19 protein-coding genes are annotated in these 19,776 nt (G+C 59.8%); 14 read left to right on the forward strand and 5 right to left on the reverse strand.

The features are described 5' to 3' along the window. Positions 1 to 80 precede the first annotated feature (80 nt). Genes ACWFVE_RS08635 through yidD form a run of 6 tightly spaced genes read left to right on the forward strand, consistent with a single transcriptional unit; the run spans position 81 to position 4,826 of the window. On the forward strand, positions 81 to 914 hold the full coding sequence (locus tag ACWFVE_RS08635) for an ATP-dependent zinc protease family protein (RefSeq protein ID WP_447528865.1): 834 nt from the start codon (positions 81 to 83) through the stop codon (positions 912 to 914). Positions 915 to 952: 38 nt separating this feature from the next. Continuing rightward, on the forward strand, positions 953 to 2,476 hold the full coding sequence (locus tag ACWFVE_RS08640) for an inactive transglutaminase family protein (protein ID WP_447528866.1): 1,524 nt from the start codon (positions 953 to 955) through the stop codon (positions 2,474 to 2,476). Further along, positions 2,473 to 3,471, forward strand: a complete 999-nt coding sequence (locus ACWFVE_RS08645) for an alpha-L-glutamate ligase-like protein (RefSeq protein ID WP_447528867.1) — start codon at positions 2,473 to 2,475, stop codon at positions 3,469 to 3,471. Before ACWFVE_RS08640 ends, ACWFVE_RS08645 begins: the two co-directional genes overlap by 4 nt. A gap of 30 nt (positions 3,472 to 3,501) precedes the next feature. After that, entirely contained in the window at positions 3,502 to 3,954 is a 453-nt protein-coding gene (locus tag ACWFVE_RS08650; RefSeq protein WP_447528868.1) for a transcriptional repressor, read from the forward strand. A gap of 55 nt (positions 3,955 to 4,009) precedes the next feature. Beyond that, positions 4,010 to 4,474 (forward strand): phosphoribosyl-AMP cyclohydrolase, encoded by a 465-nt coding sequence (hisI, locus tag ACWFVE_RS08655; protein ID WP_447528869.1) that lies wholly within the window; start codon positions 4,010 to 4,012, stop codon positions 4,472 to 4,474. A gap of 1 nt (position 4,475) precedes the next feature. After that, the gene (yidD, locus tag ACWFVE_RS08660) at positions 4,476 to 4,826 is read left to right on the forward strand and encodes a membrane protein insertion efficiency factor YidD (RefSeq protein WP_447528870.1); all 351 of its coding nucleotides are present in this window, start codon (positions 4,476 to 4,478) and stop codon (positions 4,824 to 4,826) included. Here yidD and ACWFVE_RS08665 read toward each other — a convergent pair. Together ACWFVE_RS08665 and ACWFVE_RS08670 are read right to left on the reverse strand one after the other, a co-directional pair. After that, complete coding sequence (locus ACWFVE_RS08665; protein WP_447528871.1) at positions 4,823 to 5,239, reverse strand: SufE family protein; 417 nt, start codon at positions 5,237 to 5,239, stop codon at positions 4,823 to 4,825. The two genes, yidD and ACWFVE_RS08665, sit on opposite strands and share 4 nt — an antisense overlap. A 41-nt stretch (positions 5,240 to 5,280) precedes the next feature. Then, positions 5,281 to 6,414, reverse strand: a complete 1,134-nt coding sequence (locus ACWFVE_RS08670; RefSeq protein ID WP_447530517.1) for a tyrosine-type recombinase/integrase — start codon at positions 6,412 to 6,414, stop codon at positions 5,281 to 5,283. 226 nt (positions 6,415 to 6,640) lie between these two features. On the opposite strand from ACWFVE_RS08670, the gene ACWFVE_RS08675 reads away from it, so the two are divergent. Then, positions 6,641 to 7,681: a DNA-binding protein gene (locus tag ACWFVE_RS08675; protein ID WP_447528872.1), complete on the forward strand. Its 1,041-nt coding sequence runs from the start codon at positions 6,641 to 6,643 to the stop codon at positions 7,679 to 7,681. 66 nt (positions 7,682 to 7,747) lie between these two features. Here the strand turns inward: ACWFVE_RS08675 and ACWFVE_RS08680 are convergent, their stop codons facing one another. Together ACWFVE_RS08680 and nfuA are read right to left on the reverse strand one after the other, a co-directional pair. Beyond that, positions 7,748 to 9,388: a BCCT family transporter gene (locus tag ACWFVE_RS08680; protein ID WP_447528873.1), complete on the reverse strand. Its 1,641-nt coding sequence runs from the start codon at positions 9,386 to 9,388 to the stop codon at positions 7,748 to 7,750. 254 nt (positions 9,389 to 9,642) lie between these two features. After that, positions 9,643 to 10,245, reverse strand: coding sequence for a Fe-S biogenesis protein NfuA (gene nfuA, locus ACWFVE_RS08685; RefSeq protein WP_447528874.1), 603 nt, complete (start codon positions 10,243 to 10,245; stop codon positions 9,643 to 9,645). 300 nt (positions 10,246 to 10,545) lie between these two features. On the opposite strand from nfuA, the gene metH reads away from it, so the two are divergent. The 3 genes from metH (at position 10,546) to ACWFVE_RS08700 (ending at position 16,601) form a co-directional block, all read left to right on the forward strand. After that, complete coding sequence (gene metH / locus ACWFVE_RS08690) at positions 10,546 to 14,262, forward strand: methionine synthase (protein WP_447528875.1); 3,717 nt, start codon at positions 10,546 to 10,548, stop codon at positions 14,260 to 14,262. 160 nt (positions 14,263 to 14,422) lie between these two features. Further along, entirely contained in the window at positions 14,423 to 16,078 is a 1,656-nt protein-coding gene (locus ACWFVE_RS08695) for a nitrite/sulfite reductase (protein WP_447528876.1), read from the forward strand. Then, a complete protein-coding gene (locus ACWFVE_RS08700) occupies positions 16,068 to 16,601 on the forward strand; it encodes a DUF934 domain-containing protein (protein ID WP_447528877.1) in 534 nt (177 codons plus the stop codon). Before ACWFVE_RS08695 ends, ACWFVE_RS08700 begins: the two co-directional genes overlap by 11 nt. A 111-nt stretch (positions 16,602 to 16,712) precedes the next feature. Here the strand turns inward: ACWFVE_RS08700 and smrA are convergent, their stop codons facing one another. Continuing rightward, entirely contained in the window at positions 16,713 to 17,339 is a 627-nt protein-coding gene (gene smrA, locus ACWFVE_RS08705) for a DNA endonuclease SmrA (protein WP_447528878.1), read from the reverse strand. A gap of 105 nt (positions 17,340 to 17,444) precedes the next feature. Here smrA and ACWFVE_RS08710 point away from each other — a divergent pair, with 105 nt between their 5' ends. The 4 genes from ACWFVE_RS08710 (at position 17,445) to pdxH (ending at position 19,694) form a co-directional block, all read left to right on the forward strand. Beyond that, on the forward strand, positions 17,445 to 17,966 hold the full coding sequence (locus ACWFVE_RS08710) for a gamma-glutamylcyclotransferase family protein (protein ID WP_447528879.1): 522 nt from the start codon (positions 17,445 to 17,447) through the stop codon (positions 17,964 to 17,966). Beyond that, positions 17,963 to 18,589, forward strand: coding sequence for an NAD(P)H:quinone oxidoreductase (gene wrbA, locus ACWFVE_RS08715; protein ID WP_447528880.1), 627 nt, complete (start codon positions 17,963 to 17,965; stop codon positions 18,587 to 18,589). The genes ACWFVE_RS08710 and wrbA overlap by 4 nt, the downstream gene beginning before the upstream one ends. Further along, positions 18,586 to 18,975, forward strand: a complete 390-nt coding sequence (locus tag ACWFVE_RS08720) for a DUF2069 domain-containing protein (protein ID WP_447528881.1) — start codon at positions 18,586 to 18,588, stop codon at positions 18,973 to 18,975. Before wrbA ends, ACWFVE_RS08720 begins: the two co-directional genes overlap by 4 nt. Positions 18,976 to 19,052: 77 nt before the next feature. Continuing rightward, on the forward strand, positions 19,053 to 19,694 hold the full coding sequence (pdxH, locus tag ACWFVE_RS08725; RefSeq protein ID WP_447528882.1) for a pyridoxamine 5'-phosphate oxidase: 642 nt from the start codon (positions 19,053 to 19,055) through the stop codon (positions 19,692 to 19,694). Positions 19,695 to 19,776 lie beyond the last annotated feature (82 nt).

Below are 19,776 nucleotides of genomic sequence, written 5' to 3' on the forward strand. Positions count from 1 at the left end.
AAAAACCGCCACCTTATTGGACAAGGCGGCTTACTTATTCATATTATTCCCCCTCTCGATCGGCAAGGAATTTCCATTTTATGCGCCCAACACTTATCTGGTTGATGGCTACGCCGCTGCTATTGGCGGGCTGTGCAGTGAACCAGCCAGAGCCAAACGAGCCTCCGCCGCTAAGCCAGGCGTCGTTTGACTCGCGCATTCAGGAGCTCGAATCGGCGCTCGTTCAGCAGTGCGACACCCGTTCGCTGCAAACCGAGCAGACCAGCCAGCACCAAACCCTGGTCTCCAACATGCACGAAGTGGGCAATCTGCTGCGCGTACTGCAGCGTGACGTGGCGGATCTCGAAGCTCGTGGTGAAGAGCCCTTGATCGTTCGCGAAGAGTGCGAGATCGAGCAGACTCAGAGCGATAAAACGCTTTTGGGACGCAGCGAATGGGTCGGCTTTCCCATGATCGGCACCTACCTGCAGGCCCGTATCGACTCGGGAGCCAGCACCTCATCGCTTTCCGCCTCGGATATCACGCGTTTCGAGCGCGATGGCGAAAATTGGGTGCGTTTCAAACTGGCCCTCAACGAAGACGATGTAGCCGTCGAGCAGGTACGCGACGAGTGGATCGAAGCACCTATCCAGCGCCGGGTTCGCATCGTTCAAGCCTCTGGCGAAGAGTCGCGGCCGGTCATCTCGTTGCTGTTGACCCTGGGGCCGATTCGCGAAAACGTCGAATTCACGCTAAACGATCGGTCACATCTGGATTTTCCGGTGCTTTTGGGACGACGCTTCATGATGGATATTGCCACTATCGACGTGGCGCAGTCTTACATTCACGATCGGCCCGAATTCCCCGGCGGCGAGCCTGCAGACCAGGCGGCTGACGATGAAGTAGCTGATGATCAGGACGATACCGAAGAGTAACCGCTCTACCCTGTCGCTTTTCGCTGAAAGGAATCTTCATGTCACGCTTGCCCTTCTATTTGATCGTGGGTTTTTTATTGATTGCGGGGATCGCTGCCAGCGTTCACCGCCACGTCCAGTTCGAAATTCCCTGGGTGCCCGGCGAACAGCGTCAGGTATGGGAAATCGAAGCGGTCATCACCTTCAACGCCCAAAACGGCCCGGTTCAGGTCGACCTTGCGCTGCCTTCCCACCAGGCGGGATACCGCGTACTGACCGAAAACACCGCGTCCTCCGGCTATGGACTTGCCTATAGCGCCGACGAGCTGGGCCGCCAGGCGCAGTGGACGATTCGCAACGCCGCCGGTAGCCAGCAGCTTTACTACTCGGTACAGATGCTGGTATCACCGGATGCCCGCGCGCCGATCCAGACCCCGCCCGGGCTTTCGACGCCTGCCCCTTGGGAGTCACCCTACGAGTCGGCCGCTGAACAGATCATCGAACGCGCCTGGGCGCGCAGTGCCGATAACGCGACCTTCGCCCGCGAGCTCATCCTGGATATCAACGGCGAGCGCCAGGCGGAAAATGCGCGCCTGCTGCTGACCCAGGAAGAGCCTTCGGCGCTTATCGTGCGTCTTTTAAACCAGGCCGGTGTCCAGGCGCGGGAAGTCAGCGGCTTATTGCTAGAAGACGCCCGTCGGCGTCAGTCGCTGTCTAGCTGGATTCAGGTCTTCGACGAGCCCGGTGATCAGTGGGCGATTTTCAACCCGGTCTCCGGCGAGCGTGGCCGGCCGGACAACCTGCTGCTGTGGGAAACCGGCGGCCGCGCGGTGCTCGAAGTGCTGGGTGGCACCAACTCCCAAGTCAGCTTCTCGATGTTGACCCATAATCAGCCCGCCTCGGCGGCCGTGCGTAATCACCGCTCGGACAATACGCTGTTGAATTTCTCGATTCACAGCCTGCCGCTGGAAGAGCAGGCACTGTTCCAGACCATTTTGCTGATTCCCATCGGTGCGTTGGTGGTCGTGCTGCTGCGCGTATTCATCGGCGTTAAAACCTCCGGTACCTTCATGCCGGTACTGATCGCCCTGGCGTTCATCCAGACCACGCTGCTAACGGGTCTCATCGGCTTCTTGCTGATCGTTGCCGTTGGCCTAGTGATTCGTAACTATCTGTCTTATTTGAATTTACTGTTGGTAGCGCGAGTGTCGGCGGTGATCATCACGGTCATCGCCATCATTGCCGCCTTCACCGTACTGGCCTACCGTATGGGGCTTAGTGCCGGGCTTACCGTCACTTTCTTCCCGATGATCATTTTGGCCTGGACGATCGAGCGCATGTCGATTCTCTGGGAAGAGGAAGGCCCCAAGGAAGTACTGATTCAGGGGGGCGGTAGTTTGGTCACCGCGGTACTGGCGTACCTGGCCATGAATAACCCCTGGATTCGCCACATCACTTTCAATTTCCTCGGTGTGCAGCTGATTCTGATGGCGTTCATTTTGCTGCTGGGTAACTACACCGGTTACCGCCTGCTGGAGCTTCGCCGCTTCAAGCCCATTATCGATGACGAGAAGCCGTCATGAGCTGGCTCAAGGACTGGACCTGGCCCAAAAACCTGCAGAGCAAGGGCATCATCGGGATGAACCGGCGCAATATCCGCTATATTGGCCGGTACAACTCGCGCAAGCTCTATCCGCTGGTGGACGACAAGCTCCAAACCAAGTTGTTGGCCCAACGCTATAACACCACCACGCCAGCGCTGATCGGCACGGTAGGCACCCAGTTCGGGGTCAAGCATATCGGCGCGATGCTGACCGGCCACAAGGGTTTCGTGATCAAGCCCGCCAAGGGCAGCGGTGGCAAGGGCATTCTGGTGATCGAGAACGTCGAAGAGAATGCCTTCATCAAACCCAGTGGTGCCCACCTGACGCTGACCGATATCGAGCGTCACGTTTCCAATATCCTCTCAGGGCTCTATTCGCTGGGCGGCTCGCCGGACGTCGCGGTGATCGAAACGCTGATCAACTTCGACGAGAGCCTGATGGCCTACACCTACGAAGGCGTACCGGATATCCGCGTCATCGTCTTCAAGGGCTACCCGGTCATGGCCATGATGCGCCTGTCTACTGCGGCCTCGGACGGTAAAGCCAACCTTCACCAGGGGGCGGTCGGCGTGGGGCTCAACATTGCCAGTGGCGAGGCGCTTCGCGGCGTGCAGTTCGACCGCCCCTGCTACCGCCACCCGGATACCGGCCATGATCTGGCAAGCCTGGTGGTGCCTCAGTGGGACACCCTCTTGAACCTGGCCGCCGGCTGCTATGAAATGACCGGGCTTGGCTATCTGGGCACCGACATGGTGCTCGACCGGGTGCACGGCCCGATGCTTTTGGAGCTCAATGCCCGCCCGGGCCTCGCCATTCAAATGACCAACGGCGAGGGGCTGCGCCGACGGCTCGATTTGATCGAACGCCAACCCGATGGCGTGGGCGCCCAGGAGCGCGTGGCCTTTGCCCAGCACCACTTTGCCCGGCAAAGCGAGCTTACCGCCTCTCCTGACACGAAGGCGGCGAGCGCGTAAACTAGGCGTGTTACGTTAACCGGGTCGTTGATGATGAAAACCAGTACGCTACTGCAGCAGGCGGAATCACAGTGCATTACGCGGGGAGTGCGTTTTACGCCTATTCGCAAGCGCGTGCTCGAAATGATCGCGGACAACGGCGGCGGCTTGAAAGCCTACGATTTGCTCGACCAACTCTCGAGCGAACACGCCGCGGCCCGCCCGCCCACCGTTTACCGGGCGCTGGAGTTTTTGATTACCGAAGGCTTCGTTCACCGTATCGAGTCACAAAACGCCTATATTGCCTGCGCCTGCCCGGAACATACCCACGGCTTCCAACTGTTGATTTGCCGACAATGCGGCCACGTCGAGGAGTTACACCTGGATGCGATCAGCGACGAACTGGCAGAACTTGCAAGCCAAAAGGGCTTCAACGTAGAGCGCCAAACCATCGAGCTTCAGGGCCTTTGTGCGGCGTGCCGAAAAGAGCAGCGCATCGATTAGCCCTCCCCGAGTCCAACGGCTCGCGCCTGAATGCCTTCACTTAATACGAGTATTTATGTCCCGTTTTGACCAGATCCCGCCCAATGAGCTCTTTAAAGCGATCGAAGCCGCCACGGGAGAAGATACGCTGCCCGAGACGGCAACGCTTTTGGACGCGGCCAAATTCAACGACGAAGGACTGATACCGGCCATTGCCCAACAGCACGACACCAAAGAAGTGCTGATGATGGCCTGGATGAACCGCGAAGCGTTGGAAGAGACGTTAAAAACGAAACGCGTGTGCTACTACTCGCGCTCGCGCAAAAAGCTCTGGCGTAAGGGCGAAAGCTCCGGCCAGCAGCAAGCGCTGGTGTCCGCCGCCTTTGATTGCGACGGCGACACGCTACTTCTTCAGGTCGATCAAACCGGTCCTGCGTGCCACACCGGGCGTAAAAGCTGCTTTTATATCGCAATCGACCCCCAAAACGCCGCGATCATCAGCGAAGCGCTGATTGACCCGGCCACCCTCTACGTCAAATAACGTGCCCGCTTTACGCGCTCTTAAAATCGCGCTGACCAGGGCGCTGGGGGCGGTCTTGATCGGTTTGGTCAAAGTGTATCAGGTAACGCTGAGCCCCCTGCTCGGCCCGCGCTGCCGCTTTTGGCCAAGCTGCTCCTCCTATACCGTTGAAGCCATAAAGGTTCATGGCCCGTTCAAGGGCGGCTGGATGGCGATCAAACGCATCAGCAAGTGCCACCCCGGCCACCCAGGTGGCATGGACCCGGTTCCCGGCGGGCGAAGCGAAGCCTTGCACAAGGCCGACCAGCGCAACGAAGGTAAAGACGCCTGCGCCGGTCACGACGATAAGCCGAACGGTAAGAACAAAGCCTAGGCGCTTTGCGCGACCTGATAGATACGTTCGAGCATGGCGTGCAGGCCGTTGCTGCGGGTGGGAGACAAGTGCTTATCCAGCCCCAGGTCCTGAAGAAAGTGCGGCTGGGTCGCGGTGATCTCTGCCGGCGTGCGCTCGCTATAAATGCGCAGCAGCATGCCGATCAACCCCGAGACGATGGCAGCGTCCGAGGTCGCCTTGAACACCAGCTTTTCGCCATCGACCTCATGGTTCATCCACACGTTCGACTGACACCCTTGGATCTTGTACTGCTCGGATTGCCATTCACCAGGAAATTCAGGGAGCTGCTTTCCCATATCGATGATGTACTGATACCGGTCCATCCAGTTATCGAACATCTCAAACTCTTCAACCAGCTCTTGCTGGGCGAGCTCGGGGCCGGGCGTGCTCATGATGCCTCCTTGGACGTCTTGAAAGATAAATCTGGCAATCATTATAACGTGTCACTGCCTCTTTTTGGGGCCCTCGAATGAATGCGGTGGCGCTGCTGCTCGTCATGCCACTCGTCAGCCTCGGTATGCAGGTAGCGGCTGGTGGTTTCAAGACGGGCGTGGCGGGCGTTCTCGGCCAGGTAGCGAAGGCTGACGCCCGACTGCGCCTGGTGGGTAATCGAGGTGTGTCTCAGCCAGTGCGGCGTGGCCCGTCGCAACGTATCGACATGGGCCGGTTCGCCCTGCTCTTGCTCGAGCGCTTGCGCGGCCTGTAAAAACGCCGACTTGATCAACCGATAGAGCTGGTTGTCGCTGATACTGCGCGTTTTATCCAGTGCACGCAGAAGTGGCGTCGGTTCATCGAAGCCAGGCAGCGGCGAAAGGCCGAGCGCGAAACGCCACTCTTTTAGCGCTTCGAGCATGTCCTCGGGCAGCGGTATACGCGCCCGTTTCTGCCCCTTGCCGGTCACCACCCACCACCAGCGCCCTTCTATCAGCCGAAAGTCTTCCATTTTGGCCTCACTCATCTCGCTGATGCGCGGCGCCAATAAGTAAGCAAAGCTGAAAATGAACCGCCGCCTCGCCTGCTCGAAGCGCTGCCTGGGGCTTGCACCCTCCTCTGTCTGGCCAAGCCAGTCCCAAAGCCACTGCCAAAGCGACTGCTCCAGGTAGCGCTCGACCGACGTCGTCTGATTATTGAGCCGCCGTGATTTATCGCGCATCAAGCGAAACGGGTTATGTGCGACCCACCCCGCCTCGGCCAGCCAGCTATAAAGCCCTTGAAGAATGACCAGGCTCTGGCGGCGGCTGGCCGGTGAAAGCCCGGCGCGAAACGGTCGCCAATCCGGACTAGAGCGCGGCGCGCCGGGCCCGATCCAAAAGGATGCGGGCTCCGGGTTTTCCAGAAACGCCTCGAAGGCGCGAAGCGCCTCGCGATCCACATCATTCAAGCGCCTACCGATGCTATCGAGCCAGAGCAGCAGCCGCTGCGCCTCGCGCCGGTACGCCTTGAAGGTTTGCGGGCTTTCTCGGTACTCGGCAAGCCAAAGCCCCACCGCCTCGGCGTCACTTGTGGCCTCAATGCGCACACCACTGGCAGCACGCTCGACGCCCCCTAAAACTTCTTCTAATTCAATACTTTGACTAACCAGAAGCCCGTCATCGCTCACGCCGCCCTCCTGTTTGTTTGCCCCTCATCCCGAATTCTGACGATTAACTTATAAAAACTCAAGATAATACGTGTAATCTTGAATTTTATAATCTATTCATAAATAAAATTACATATTACGTTTTACGTAATTATTGTATTAACCAGTACACTAAGCCAAAATGGCCGCTTCACCGACCATCAGGATCGACACCATGGCGCGTAGCGGCATTCAGTACAGCGACGTTCAGCAGGCAATCGACACGCTGCTGAGCCAGGGCGATAACCCCAGTGTTCAGCGCATCCGCGAGGTGCTGGGTACGGGCAGCTTTACGACCATCAGCGAGCACTTTCGCCAGTGGCGTAGTGAGCGCGAACAAAACCGTGACGTACCGCCGCCCAAGGGCGTGCCGGAAGTCGTCGTGAATACGGCGAGTGAGCTGTGGCGCGAGGCCCAGGACGTCGCCAATCAGGCGCTGGTTCACTACCGCGAAGACGCCAGCCGTCAGGTAGATGAAGCCAAGGAAGCCGCGGAGCGCGCCGAGCAGAACGCCCTGGATGCCCAGCAGCGCGAAAAAGCGCTGGCCGAACATTTACGTCATACCGAGGCGCGCCTTGAAGCACTGAGCCGCGAACTCGCCACGCTCGAGTCGAGCCAGGCCCAGCTGATCGAGCAGGCAACGCGCGCCGAGCAGCAGACCGAGCGCGCCCAACACGCCAATGCAGAACTCGAACAGCGTTATCAGGCGCACCAGGAAAGCGCCCAACAAGAGCGCCAGGCAATGCAAAAAAGCTGGGAGCAGCGCCTGGCCCAGGAGGAGGAGCGCAACGAAGCCTCCGAGGGCAAGCTGATGGCCCTACTGGATACGCTCAGACAAGAGCGCGCCCAAGAAGAGAAAGCGCACCAGAAGCGGCTCGGCCAGCAGGAGCAAAAGTGCACTACGCTTGAAGAGGAGCTTGCGCGCAAGCAGGAAGCGCTTCAGCAGCAGAGCCTGGAGGCGCGCAGCGCCAAAGAACACCTGGCGCAGCTTGAAAAGGATAAACGCGCCTTGAGCGAGGACAATGCCGAGCTCGAGCAACGCCTGCAGCAGTGCCAGCAACAGCTGGAGCAGAGCCGCGCCCAGGCAAGCGACGCCAACGCATGGCAGCGCTCGCTCAACGAACAGATCCAGGCGCTTCATCAGCAGCTAAGCACCCTTCCGCAAACGCTCACCGCAGTGCAAAAGGAGAGTGATACAAAAAAGCCACCTCGCTAGGAGGTGGCTCTGCTTTCTTACCAGGTCAGAGCGGCGCAGGCCGACTTTTCCCGGCGCCCCGTTTGCTTAGGTCTGGGGCTTGGGGGCTTCGTCCTCCGACTCCTCGGGCTGCTCCCAAGAGCCTTCTTCGGTCCAGGGGTCGTTTTCCGGAAACTCTTCGATATTGATCTCCGGGTCGTTGTAATCCGGCTGATAGCGCAAATCGTATTTGGCAGCGCGCACCATCGAGACCATCAACAGCACCGCGATCAACAAAAGCGGCACCCCGCTGACGATACTCGCCGTTTGCAGCGTCTCGAGACCGCCTAGAAACAGCAGCGACATGGGCAAAAACGACAGCGTGAACGCCCAGAACAGGCGATGAAAACGCCCAGGCTCTTCCTCGAGATTCTTCTCCGCCGCCGAGGAGAGAATGTAGGCGATGGAGTCGAAGGTGGTGGCCGTGAAGATCGAGAGCAGTATTACCACCGCCAGGGTGACGAGCCAGGTCAGCGGAAGCTCACCCAGCACCGCGTAGAACGCCGCGTTGGCGGAGCTGTCGTTCATGATCTGAATGACGTCCAGGGTACCGCTTAGCTGTAGGTAGAGGCCGTAATTGCCCAGGATGATGAAAAACAGCGCGCAGCCAAGTGAGCCGAAGAACATGGAGCCTGCCACCATGGTTTTGATGCGCCGGCCCTTGGAGATTCGCGCAATGAATAGGCCTACCGTCGGCGCAAACACGAGCCACCAGGCCCAATAGAACACCGTCCAAGTCCGGGTAAAGCCGGTTTCCTCGAAGCCACCCAGCGAGCCAAAGGGTTCGGTCCAGGTCGCCATGCGCACCAGGTTACTCAGCATCAAACCAATGGAGTTGAGCCCGGTATCCAGAATGAATACCGTGGGGCCCACGATCAGGATGAACGTCAAGACGCCCAGTCCCAGCCACATGTTGATGTCGGACAAGAGCTCGATTCCGCCCTTGAGCCCGCGCCAGGCACTGATGGCAAAAAGCGCCGTGGTACCGATCAGTACCAGCACCTGACTAGCCGCGTTGGGTGTAAAGTTGAAAAGATTACCCAGCCCTTCGTTGATCAACGGCACCAGAATACCCAATGAGGTCGCACCGCCGCCCAGCATGCCGAAGATGAACAGTATATTGATGATATTGCCAAGCCAGCTACGCGCGAGCTTTTCCCCCAGCACCGGGCGAATCGCCTCGCTAATGCGCAGTACCTTGTGCTTGCGCACGTGGAGGAAGTACGCCATGGGCAGCGCCGGCACCAGATAGATCGACCAGGCCACCGGCCCCCAGTGGAACATGCCGTAGGTCGCCGCCCAGGCGGTGGCTTCATCAGAAAATGGCTCGAGCCCAAAGGGCGGATCCTGCAGGTAGTACATCCATTCGACCATGCCCCAGAACACCACCGCCCCGCCGATACCCGCGGCGAACAGCATCGCACCCCAGGAAAGCAAGGAAAACTCCGGCTCGGTGTCGATATCGCCGAGCTTGATCTGGCCGATATCGCTGAACACGATATAGAGCATGAACCCGAGCGAGGCGATCCCCATGGTCAAATAGAGCATGCCGAAGGTTCGTGAGACGAACTCCTGGGCCGCCATTACCCAGACCCTGCCCATCTCCGGGAAGATAATGAGTGGAAGCGTCACCAACAGCAAAAGCCCCAAAGAACCGAAAAAGATCGGCTTGTGAATATTGGATAACATCGATGGCTTATTAATGATTCTGCCCCCCGGACATTTTAGTATCGTTATTGATGATTGGACGTAAGTCGCACCCCCTATTCAAATATGTCATCAGCCGATGTTTTACAAATTTTTTACGCTGTAAAAGCGTTGATCAAGAGTTAAAAGGCGTTGTTGAGACCAGCCGTTTGCTTAAAAGCACCCACAAAAAAAGCGCCCCGCGAGTGCGGGGCGCTTTTGGGTTTAACGCTTACTAAAACGCCTTGGGGCGCTCGTTAGTAGTAGGCGTTGGTCGTATCCGAGTGATCGGTCACGTCGCGAATGCCGGCAAGCTCGGGGATGCGCTCGACCAGGGTCTTTTCCACCCCGTCTTTCAGGGTGAGATCCACTGCCGCGCAGCCCTGGCAGCCGCCACCGAAGGCAAGTACCGCTACCTTTTGCTCGGTGAGCTCGATCAGCTTGATCTCGCCACCGTGAGCGGCAAGGCCCGGGTTGATCTCGCTGTAGAGCACGTAGTTGATACGGTCTTCCAAGGGGCTGTCCGCATTCACCTTGGGCATCTTGGCGTTGGGCGCCTTGATGGTGAGCTGGCCACCCATGCGGTCGGCGTTGAAATCGACCACCGCTTCTTCCAGAAACGCGAGGCTGTTCTTGTCGAGAAACACGTTGATTTTCTCGAGTTCCAGCTTAACATCGCTGGGCTCTTCTTCGCCGGGACGGCAATAGGCCAGGCACGTTTCCGCGTAGGGTGTACCGGGCTGGGTAATGAAGATACGCACCGCAATGCCATCCACGTTTTGCTTTTCCAGCAGTTCCGCGAGATAGCCCTGGGCGCTATCGGTAATATCAATGCCGGGCGCTTCGATAGTCGTGGTCATGAGCGATCTGTTCCTCCTGTGGTAGCGGCTAGGCCGCTTCACATGTCATTTGTGTCCATGGTAAGCAAAACCGCCTGCCGACACAATCCCGACTATTTTAGTAAACTATTCCGTCGAACGCATTTCGTTTTGACTTATAAGCCGATGAGCACTTCAAAAATGCGGCCAAGCGGCGAGGAAGATCACGCTCTTGACGTTCACAGTGCTGCCCCGCTCTTGACCGTTTGATATGATGAAGTTCCTTTGCGCTGGTGCTTGCGCCAATCCCCTTGATTGCCCTGCTGGAGACTCCCCCTCGCCATGGCTTTACGTGAAATGACTGCGTCGCTGACCCAACGCCTCTCCCAACACATCCTGCTGCTGGACGGGGGCATGGGCACCATGTTGCAAAACGCGGAGCTTAGCGAAGCGGAGTTTCGCGGCGCGCGCTTTGGCGACTGGCCGTCGGATCTCAAGGGGAACAACGATCTTCTGGCGCTGACCTGCCCCGAGCTCGTGGCACGCATTCACCGCGACTATCTCGAAGCCGGCGCGGATATTCTCGAGACCAATACCTTCAACAGCACCCGTCTCTCTCAGGCCGACTATGGCATGGAAGAATTGGTCGTCGAGCTCAACCACGAATCTGCCCGGCTGGCGCGCGCGGTCTGTGACGAGGTTACCCAAGAGACCGGCATCCCCCGTTATGTGGCCGGGGTGCTGGGCCCGACCTCGCGCACCGCTTCGCTCTCGCCGGACGTCAATGACCCGGCCAAGCGCAACGTCACCTTCGACGCGCTGTATGAAAACTATTACGAAGCCGCGGCCGCGCTGATCGACGGTGGCGCCGATCTGATCATGATCGAGACGATCTTCGATACGCTCAACGCCAAGGCGGCGATCTACGCGCTGGAAGTGCTCTTCGAAGATCTGGGCCGGCGCCTGCCGGTGATGATCTCGGGCACGATCACCGATGCCTCGGGCCGCACACTGTCTGGGCAGACCACGGAAGCCTTCTGGAACTCGGTACGCCACGCCAACCCGTTTTCCGTGGGTCTCAACTGCGCACTCGGCGCGGAAGAGCTTCGCCCCTACGTGGAGGAGCTCTCCAATAAGGCGGATACCTTCGTCTCCGCCCACCCCAATGCGGGCCTGCCCAACGAGTTCGGCGAGTACGATCAAACCCCGGAAGAGATGGCGGCGATCGTCGGCGAATTCGCCAAGAGCGGGCTGGTCAACATCATCGGCGGTTGCTGCGGCTCCACGCCCGAGCATATTCGAGCCATCGCCGAGGCCGTGCGCCCCATGACGCCGCGCCAGGTGCCCGAGCGCGACAGAGCGTGCCGGCTTTCCGGGCTCGAGCCGTTCAACATCCAGGCGGATTCGCTGTTCGTCAACGTCGGCGAGCGCACCAACGTGACAGGCTCCGCGCGCTTCAAGCGCTTGATCGTCGAAGAGGACTTCACCACCGCACTGGAAGTGGCGCTGGAGCAGGTCGAGAACGGTGCTCAGGTGATCGACATCAACATGGACGAAGGGATGCTCGAATCCCAGGAGGCCATGGAGCGGTTCTTGAACCTGATCGCCGGCGAGCCGGACATCGCCCGGGTGCCGATCATGATCGACTCCTCCAAATGGGAAATCATCGAAGCCGGGCTCAAGTGCGTGCAGGGCAAGGCGGTGGTCAACTCGATCTCGCTGAAAGAAGGCGAAGCATCGTTTCGCGAGCAGGCCACCAGATGCATGCGCTACGGCGCAGCGATCGTGGTCATGGCCTTCGATGAAGAGGGCCAGGCGGACACCTTCGCGCGCAAGAGCGAAATCTGCGAGCGGGCGTACCGCCTGCTGGTCGACGAGATCGGCTTTCCCGCCGAGGACATCATTTTCGACCCCAACATCTTCGCCATCGCCACGGGGATCGAGGAGCACAACAACTACGCGGTGGACTTCATCGAGGCGTGCCGCTTCATTCGCGACCACCTGCCCCACGCCATGATCTCCGGTGGTGTGTCGAACGTGTCGTTCTCCTTTCGGGGTAACAACCCGGTGCGCGAGGCGATCCACTCGGTGTTCTTGTATCACGCGATCAAGAATGGCCTCTCCATGGGCATCGTCAACGCCGGTCAGCTTGCCGTTTACGATGACCTGCCCACGGAGCTTCGTGAAGCGGTCGAAGACGTGGTGCTCAACCGCCGCGAGGACGGCACAGAGCGCCTTTTGGACATCGCCGATAAGTACAAGGGCGACGGTAGCGGCGCAGCCAAGAAAGAAGATCTCGAATGGCGCAGCTTCCCCGTCAACAAGCGCATCGAGCACGCCCTGGTCAAGGGCATCACCGCCCACATCGAGGATGACACCGAAGAGGCCCGCGCCCAGGCCGAGCGCCCGATCGAGGTGATCGAAGGCCCGTTGATGGATGGCATGAACGTGGTGGGTGATCTCTTCGGCGCGGGCAAGATGTTTCTGCCCCAGGTGGTGAAGTCCGCCCGGGTCATGAAACAGGCGGTCGCCTACCTGATTCCCTATATCGAGGCGGAGAAAAGCGGCGACACCCAGGCCAAGGGCAAGATCGTCATGGCCACGGTAAAAGGCGACGTTCACGATATCGGTAAAAACATCGTCGGCGTGGTGCTTCAGTGCAACAACTACGAGGTGATCGATCTGGGCGTGATGGTCCCCGCCGAGAAGATCCTCAAGGCCGCCGAGGAGCACAACGCGGACATCATCGGCCTCTCCGGGCTGATCACGCCCTCGCTCGACGAAATGGTGCACGTGGCCAAAGAGATGCAGCGCCGCGGCATGGATCTGCCGCTTTTGATCGGCGGGGCCACTACGTCGAAAGCGCATACCGCGGTGAAGATCGAACCGCAGTACGAGCATCCGGTGATCTACGTCACCGACGCCTCCCGGGCGGTGGGCGTGGCCGGGCGGCTTTTGACCCCGAGCCTCAAGGGCGACTATGTTCAGAGTATTCGCGATGAGTACGAGGTGGTGCGCGAGCGAAACGCCAAGCGTCGCCCCAAGGCGGCGGACCTTGACTACACTCAGGCGCGTAAACGCCGCTTCAAGACCGACTGGAACGAGACCACGCCGGTCGAGCCGTTAAAGCCCGGCATTACCGTGTTCGAGAACTACGACCTTTCGGAGCTGGTCGAGCGTATCGACTGGACGCCGTTTTTCATGAGCTGGCAGCTAGCGGGCAAGTACCCGAAAATTCTCAACGACGAGGTAGTCGGCGAGGCGGCGCGCAGCCTCTTCGAGGACGCCAAAGCGATGCTCGATAAGCTCCTCACCGAGGGACATATTCACGCCCGCGGCGTGATCGGCCTGTGGCCTGCCAACAGCGTCGACGACGACGTGATCGAAGTCTACGCTGATGAGAGCCGCGAGGAAGTGGTCGATCGCCTTCACCATATTCGCCAGCAAACCACCAAGGGCCGCGACGGCCTCTGCTATAGCCTGGCGGACTTCATCGCCCCGAAAGAGAGCGGCAAGCCCGACTGGATCGGCGGCTTTGCGGTGACCACCGGCCACGGCGTCGACGAACTCTCCAAGGCGTATGAGAAAGCCGGCGACGACTACAACGCGATCATGGTGCAGGCGCTCACCGACCGGCTGGCCGAGGCGTTCGCCGAGCGCCTTCACGAGCGGGTGCGCAAGGAGTTCTGGGGCTACGACAAGGATGAGGCGCTCGACAACGACGCCTTGATTGCCGAGAAGTACCGCGGCATTCGCCCTGCTCCCGGCTACCCGGCCTGCCCGGACCACACTGAAAAGGCGACGCTGTTCAAGCTTTTAAACGCGCCTGAAAATACCGGGCTGACGCTGACCGAGAACTTCGCCATGTGGCCGGCGGCGGCGGTATCGGGCTGGTACTTCGCTCATCCGCAGTCGAAGTACTTCTCGACCGGCAAGATCACCCGGGACCAGGTCGAGGCGCTGGCCAACCACAAGGGCATGGCGCTGGGCGAGCTTGAGCGTTGGCTATCGCCGGTGCTCTCCTACGAGCCGGGCCAGGAAGAGAAAAAGGCGAGCTAAAAGTAATGCGCCGGTTTTGCATTCCGGCGCCCTTTTAAATAGCCTTTAACGATAAAAAGATAATTATATATTCTTTCATAGAATATACCGATCTGCGTTAAGGTGACGGCAATCTACCGTCCGTCTCGACGTGACCATTTCGCTATGCAGGACCGTGCACATGTACCGTTATGATATTCACGACCAAACGCTCGTCGACGAGCGGGTCGCTCAGTTCCGCGATCAGATGGAGCGTTACCAGGCCGGCCGCTTGGGTGAAGAAGAGTTTCGCCCGCTGCGTCTGCAAAACGGTCTCTATATCCAGCGTCATGCGCCGATGCTGCGCATCGCTATCCCCTACGGCATGCTGGCTGGCAATCAATTGCGGGCGCTTGCCGAGATCACAAGGCGTTATGACCGCGGCTACGGCCACTTCACTACGCGCCAGAACCTGCAGCTCAATTGGCCGGCAATGGAAGACGTGCCGGATATCCTGGGTGAGCTTGCCAAGGTGCAGATGCACGCCATTCAAACCAGCGGCAACTGTATCCGTAACACCACCAGCGACCAGTTCGCCGGCATCGCCAATGACGAAGTCGAAGATCCGCGCCCCTGGTGCGAGCTGATTCGCCAGTGGTCGACGCTGCACCCGGAGTTCGCTTACCTTCCGCGCAAGTTCAAGATCGCGGTGAGCGGCGCAAGCCAGGACCGTGCAGCGATCCAGGTGCACGACATCGGCCTGCGCCTGTGGCGCAACGACGCCGGTGAGCTGCGCGTCAAGGTGCTCGCCGGCGGCGGCCTTGGCCGCACGCCGATGATTGCCGAGGTGGTACGCGAGGATCTGCCCTGGCAGCACCTTTTGACGTATCTCGAGGCCTGCGTACGGGTGTACAACCAGTTCGGCCGCCGCGACAACAAGTTCAAGGCGCGCATCAAGATTCTGGTCAAGGCCTTGGGTATCGAGGAGTATCGCCGCCGCGTGGACGAAGAGTGGGCACACCTGAAAGACGGCCCGCAAACCCTGACCCAAAAAGCCGTGGATGAGGCCAAGCGCCACTTCCCCGAACCCGAGCGTCGCGAAGTGGCCGAGGGTGCCACCGATGCGTACAACGCGCTGCGCGAAGAGAACCGCGCCTTTGCGCGCTTTGTGACCAACAACGTAAGCGATCACAAGGTGCCGGGCTACAAGGCGGTCACGCTCTCGCTCAAGCGCCGTGAGCACGCCCCGGGCGATGTGACAGCGGACCAGATGGAAGCGGTGGCGGATCTCGCCGACCGCTATGGCTTCGGTGAAGTGCGAGTCACCCACGAACAGAACCTGGTGCTTTCGGACGTGCCGGTGGACGATATGCAGGCGCTTTGGGAAGAGCTCGAGGCGCTGGGCATGGCCAACCCCACCGTGGGCACGCTCAACGATATCATCTGCTGTCCTGGCGGCGATTACTGCAGCCTGGCCAACGCGGTCTCCATCCCTATCGCCCAGGCCTTGCAAGAGCGCTTCGAGGATCTTGACTTCCTCTACGACCTGGGGCCGCTGGACTTGAACATCTCGGGTTGCATGAACGCCTGCGGCCATCACCACGTGGGCCATATCGGCATTCTCGGCGTCGATAAAAAGGGCGAGGAGTACTATCAGGTTTCGATCGGCGGCAACTCCACTGACGATGCCTCGCTTGGCAAGATTCTGGGGCCATCGTTTTTCCGCGAGGACGTGCCGAATGTGGTCGAAAAAGTGCTCGAGGTATACGTTGCCGAGCGTCACGAAGACGAGCGCTTTCTGGACACCTATCGCCGCATTGGTATGAAACCCTTCAAGGAGCGCGTTTATGCCCACTGATGCACAAGAAACCGCCCCGGCCCTGGTTCACGTCGACCACCTGATCGTGGGGGGCGAGCTGGCATCGGAAAACGCCTGGTGCGTCTCATACGACGTCGAGGCACTGCCCGACCAATTGCCGGCGTTCGTGCCGCTGGCGCTTTGGCGCGAGCACGCAGAAGACGACGAACTCGCGCCGTTGCTATCAAGCGACACCGAGCTAACCCCGGCGCTGGGGGAAGAGCTTAAAAAAAGCGCGGCGGTAGCGATCGACTTCCCCGCTTTTACCGATGGCCGCGGCTATAGCCTGGCGCGGCTTTTGCGCGAACGCTACGGTTTTGAGGGGGAACTTCGCGCGGTGGGCGACGTGCTGATCGACCAGCTCAACTACATGGAGCGCTGCGGCTTCGACGCCATGGCGCTTCGCGAAGACCAGGAGCCGGACGTGGCCCTGCGCGCGCTAAAAGCGTTCAGCGTGCGCTACCAAAGCGATGTCGAGGTGCGCTCGGCGCTGTTCGAGCGCCGCCTGGCCGCCGCCGAGTAGCGGCCACTTTCGATCTCCCATGAAAAGGGCAGCCTAATGGCTGCCCTTTTTAGTTTTAGAAAGCTTGGTTTCAGAAAAATGTTGCTCTCAGAAAAACCCGTGTGGCGTCCGTTAGCCGCGGCGCTTCTGCTGGCGCTCGCGATTGTTGGATTTAGCACGGTCGCTCTTGCGCAGCATGACCCAGGTAGCGCCCATCCCGCCCTCTGAAGGCTGGGCCGAGACGTAGGCCTGCACTTCCTCGAACTGGCAAAGCCACTTGGCAAGGTAGGAGCGCAGCACGTTGGCGGGGCTGTCGATCTCGCGCCCTCGCCCGTGGATGATCATCACCGAGCGCAGGTCATTGGCGTAGGCGTCTTGAATGAACGGAAAGAGCATTCGGCGGCATTCGGCCAACGGGCGCCTTAACAAGTGAAGCTGGGCTTGCATGGCGTAGCCGCCGTGGCGCAGCTTATCGACGACGCCCTGCTGAATGCCCTCGCGGCGATACTCGATCGGGTCGATGGGGGGTAGCAAGTCGACGAAGTCGTCGGAAAGAAAGTTAGTGTGCTCGATGGCCTCTTCGGCGCGCTCGCGCCGTGCCAACTGCGCCTCCGAGGGGCGCGAGCGCTTGTCTCCCGTTTCTGCCCGCTTCCCCTTCGCTAGAGGTTTCACATCGCCAACAAAAGAGCGAAAATCCATATCATTACGCGCGTCTTCACGGACGTCATCAAGAAAGTCATCACGAAGCGACTGGCTCATGGCGGGCTCCTCCGATAGGGTGCAGTCGATATCCTGGCCGATACCGGGGCGTTTAGCGTCGCTTGCCCCTAACGCGTCAGGCGGCGTTCACTATAAGGATAGAACATGATCGGGATCAAACGAATAGCCGTCGGCGTACTGGTTATGATACTCGCCGCCGCGCTGTGGCTCTGGCTGACCATGCTAAGCCCATGGTTTTACGAGCGCCCGGAGCAGCTGGGGTCCATCGAGCAGCGCAGCCATCAAGTGTTCGTCTACGGTACGCTGCGCTTTGCTCCGGTGCGCTGGGTGGTCATGCGCGCTGGCGGCGACCCGGTGCCCGATACACTGGAAGGCTTCAGCCGAGAGGGCCTCGATATAGCGCCCGGCCCGCAAAGCGAAGTGCTAGGGCTGGTGCTTACCGTCACCCCGGATGAGCTTTCAAGACTCGACCGCTACGAGCGCCTGGGCGTTCGCTACCGCCGCGAAGAGCTGACCCTGGCCAGCGGCGAACTCGCCTGGGTGTACCGTCGCCTGCCCCAGGCCGACGACGAGAACAATACGGCTCTGCTAAGATATAAACAGCCGGCGGCGAACGACGCTTTTTACACCACCGCCGAGACCCTTCCCTTCAAGGAAACGCTATGAGCGATGAAACCCCCTACATTCTGGTTCTTTACTACTCCCGCTCGGGCGCCACACTCGAAATGGCGCGCCAGGTCGCGGCAGGTATCGAGAGCGTGGCGGGTATAAAAGCGCGACTGCGCACGGTGGCGCCGGTGTCGCCTACCTGCGAGGCGGTGGATAGCGAAGTCCCCGAAGAGGGCGCGGTCTACGCCGATCTGGAAGATTTACGCCACTGCTGCGGCTTGGCGCTGGGCAGCCCCACCCGGTTTGGCAATATCGCCGCACCGCTCAAGTATTTTCTGGATACCACGAGCAATCTTTGGATGAACGGCGCGTTGATCAATAAACCCGCCACCTGCTTTACGGCGTCGTCGAGCATGCACGGTGGCCAAGAGAGCACGCTGCTGACCATGCTGATTCCCCTTTTACACCATGGCATGGTGTATGCGGGTATTCCCTACAATGAAACCGAGCTGATCAGTACTCAAACCGGCGGCACCCCTTACGGAGCCAGCCACGTCGCCGGCGCACGCAGCGAGCGTCGGGTCGACGAGCACGAGCGCGCGCTCTGCATCGCCCAGGGCAAGCGTTTGGCAAAGCTCGCGCTGGCACTCAATACGATGCGCACCGAGGCGACGTCATGAGGCAGTGGCTCGACGATCTTGAAAACCAGCATGGCCTGACGCCGTTGACCGACAAAATGCGCCGGCTGGTGCTGATTAGCTTTGTCGTGCTGCTAGGACTTGTCATGCTGCGCGGCTTTCTCGTTCAGGGCGACGAATATAATTGGCGTCCGGTCTTGGCCTTCGTGCTGCCGCTGGTGCTTTTTTTACCCTCGATTATCGGCAAGCGCCCCCGCGGCCATGCCTGGCTCGCTTTCGTTAGCTTGCTTTATATAGCCCAGGGGGTGATGTTCGCCGCCGCCACCGGGCAGATCCTACGCGGGGTTTTGGAAGTCGCCGCCGCACTCGCGCTTTTCGTGGGCTCGCTGGGCTATGCCCGGTTCCGCGCCCGCCAGCAGCGCCAATAGTTCAGGGTTTGCATTTGGCTTGAGGTCAAGCACTTCACGTCAAACGATACTCATAACCGCTTAAGGGAGCAGCCACCATGACCCGTAATATTGCCGATGTCCGGCGTGACTACGAAGGTAATCATCTGGAAGAGGCCAATACGCCGGATAACCCGTTCGAGCTTTTCAACCAGTGGCTGAACGAAGCCCTCGAAAGCGATGGCGAGGACGCTAATGCCATGACGCTGGCCACGGTAGATAGCCAGGGCCGTCCCCACGCCCGTGTCGTGCTGCTCAAGGGGGTCGATGAAGGGCTGGTGTTCTACACCAACTACCACAGCCACAAAGGCAGCGAGCTAAGCAACGTGCCGTTTGCGGCGGCGACCTTCTGGTGGCCTGGCCTTTCGCGTCAGGTGCGCGTAGAAGGGCCGGTCGAGCAGGTGTCGGCCGAGGAGTCCGACGCCTACTTTCAAAGCCGCCCCCGCGGCAGCCAGCTGGGCGCCTGGATTGCGACCCAAAGCGTAGTGATCCCCAACCGCAAGTGGATCGAAGAGCGCCAGGTACGCTTTGAGCATGTCTACGACGGCCAGCCGATTTCGCGCCCGGTTCACTGGGGCGGCTACCGCATTCAACCCGAGATGATCGAGTTCTGGCAGGGCCAACCCAGCCGCCTGCACGACCGGGTCCGTTTCGAGCGCCAAAACGAGGGCCCCTGGAGTCGTTTCCGCCTCGCGCCCTGAGCCGTTTTTCTCTAAGCCCCTATTCATAGGCAAACACGCCATGAAATGCAACGGCTTTTTTGAGGGGGGGCTAGCCGTCGCA

The sequence above is a fragment of the Vreelandella mediterranea genome (assembly GCF_970647075.1).

What these genes read in the sequence shown, in the direction of transcription:
- ACWFVE_RS08635 (WP_447528865.1), top strand. Translation starts at nt 81, where the DNA reads ATGCGCCCAACACTTATCTGGTTGATGGCTACGCCGCTGCTATTGGCG.
- ACWFVE_RS08640 (WP_447528866.1), top strand. Translation starts at nt 953, where the DNA reads ATGTCACGCTTGCCCTTCTATTTGATCGTGGGTTTTTTATTGATTGCG.
- ACWFVE_RS08645 (WP_447528867.1), top strand. Translation starts at nt 2,473, where the DNA reads ATGAGCTGGCTCAAGGACTGGACCTGGCCCAAAAACCTGCAGAGCAAG.
- ACWFVE_RS08650 (WP_447528868.1), top strand. Translation starts at nt 3,502, where the DNA reads ATGATGAAAACCAGTACGCTACTGCAGCAGGCGGAATCACAGTGCATT.
- hisI (WP_447528869.1), top strand. Translation starts at nt 4,010, where the DNA reads ATGTCCCGTTTTGACCAGATCCCGCCCAATGAGCTCTTTAAAGCGATC.
- ACWFVE_RS08665 (WP_447528871.1), bottom strand. Translation starts at nt 5,239, where the DNA reads ATGAGCACGCCCGGCCCCGAGCTCGCCCAGCAAGAGCTGGTTGAAGAG.
- ACWFVE_RS08675 (WP_447528872.1), top strand. Translation starts at nt 6,641, where the DNA reads ATGGCGCGTAGCGGCATTCAGTACAGCGACGTTCAGCAGGCAATCGAC.
- ACWFVE_RS08680 (WP_447528873.1), bottom strand. Translation starts at nt 9,388, where the DNA reads ATGTTATCCAATATTCACAAGCCGATCTTTTTCGGTTCTTTGGGGCTT.
- nfuA (WP_447528874.1), bottom strand. Translation starts at nt 10,245, where the DNA reads ATGACCACGACTATCGAAGCGCCCGGCATTGATATTACCGATAGCGCC.
- metH (WP_447528875.1), top strand. Translation starts at nt 10,546, where the DNA reads ATGGCTTTACGTGAAATGACTGCGTCGCTGACCCAACGCCTCTCCCAA.
- ACWFVE_RS08695 (WP_447528876.1), top strand. Translation starts at nt 14,423, where the DNA reads ATGTACCGTTATGATATTCACGACCAAACGCTCGTCGACGAGCGGGTC.
- ACWFVE_RS08700 (WP_447528877.1), top strand. Translation starts at nt 16,068, where the DNA reads ATGCCCACTGATGCACAAGAAACCGCCCCGGCCCTGGTTCACGTCGAC.
- smrA (WP_447528878.1), bottom strand. Translation starts at nt 17,339, where the DNA reads ATGAGCCAGTCGCTTCGTGATGACTTTCTTGATGACGTCCGTGAAGAC.
- ACWFVE_RS08710 (WP_447528879.1), top strand. Translation starts at nt 17,445, where the DNA reads ATGATCGGGATCAAACGAATAGCCGTCGGCGTACTGGTTATGATACTC.
- wrbA (WP_447528880.1), top strand. Translation starts at nt 17,963, where the DNA reads ATGAGCGATGAAACCCCCTACATTCTGGTTCTTTACTACTCCCGCTCG.
- ACWFVE_RS08720 (WP_447528881.1), top strand. Translation starts at nt 18,586, where the DNA reads ATGAGGCAGTGGCTCGACGATCTTGAAAACCAGCATGGCCTGACGCCG.
- pdxH (WP_447528882.1), top strand. Translation starts at nt 19,053, where the DNA reads ATGACCCGTAATATTGCCGATGTCCGGCGTGACTACGAAGGTAATCAT.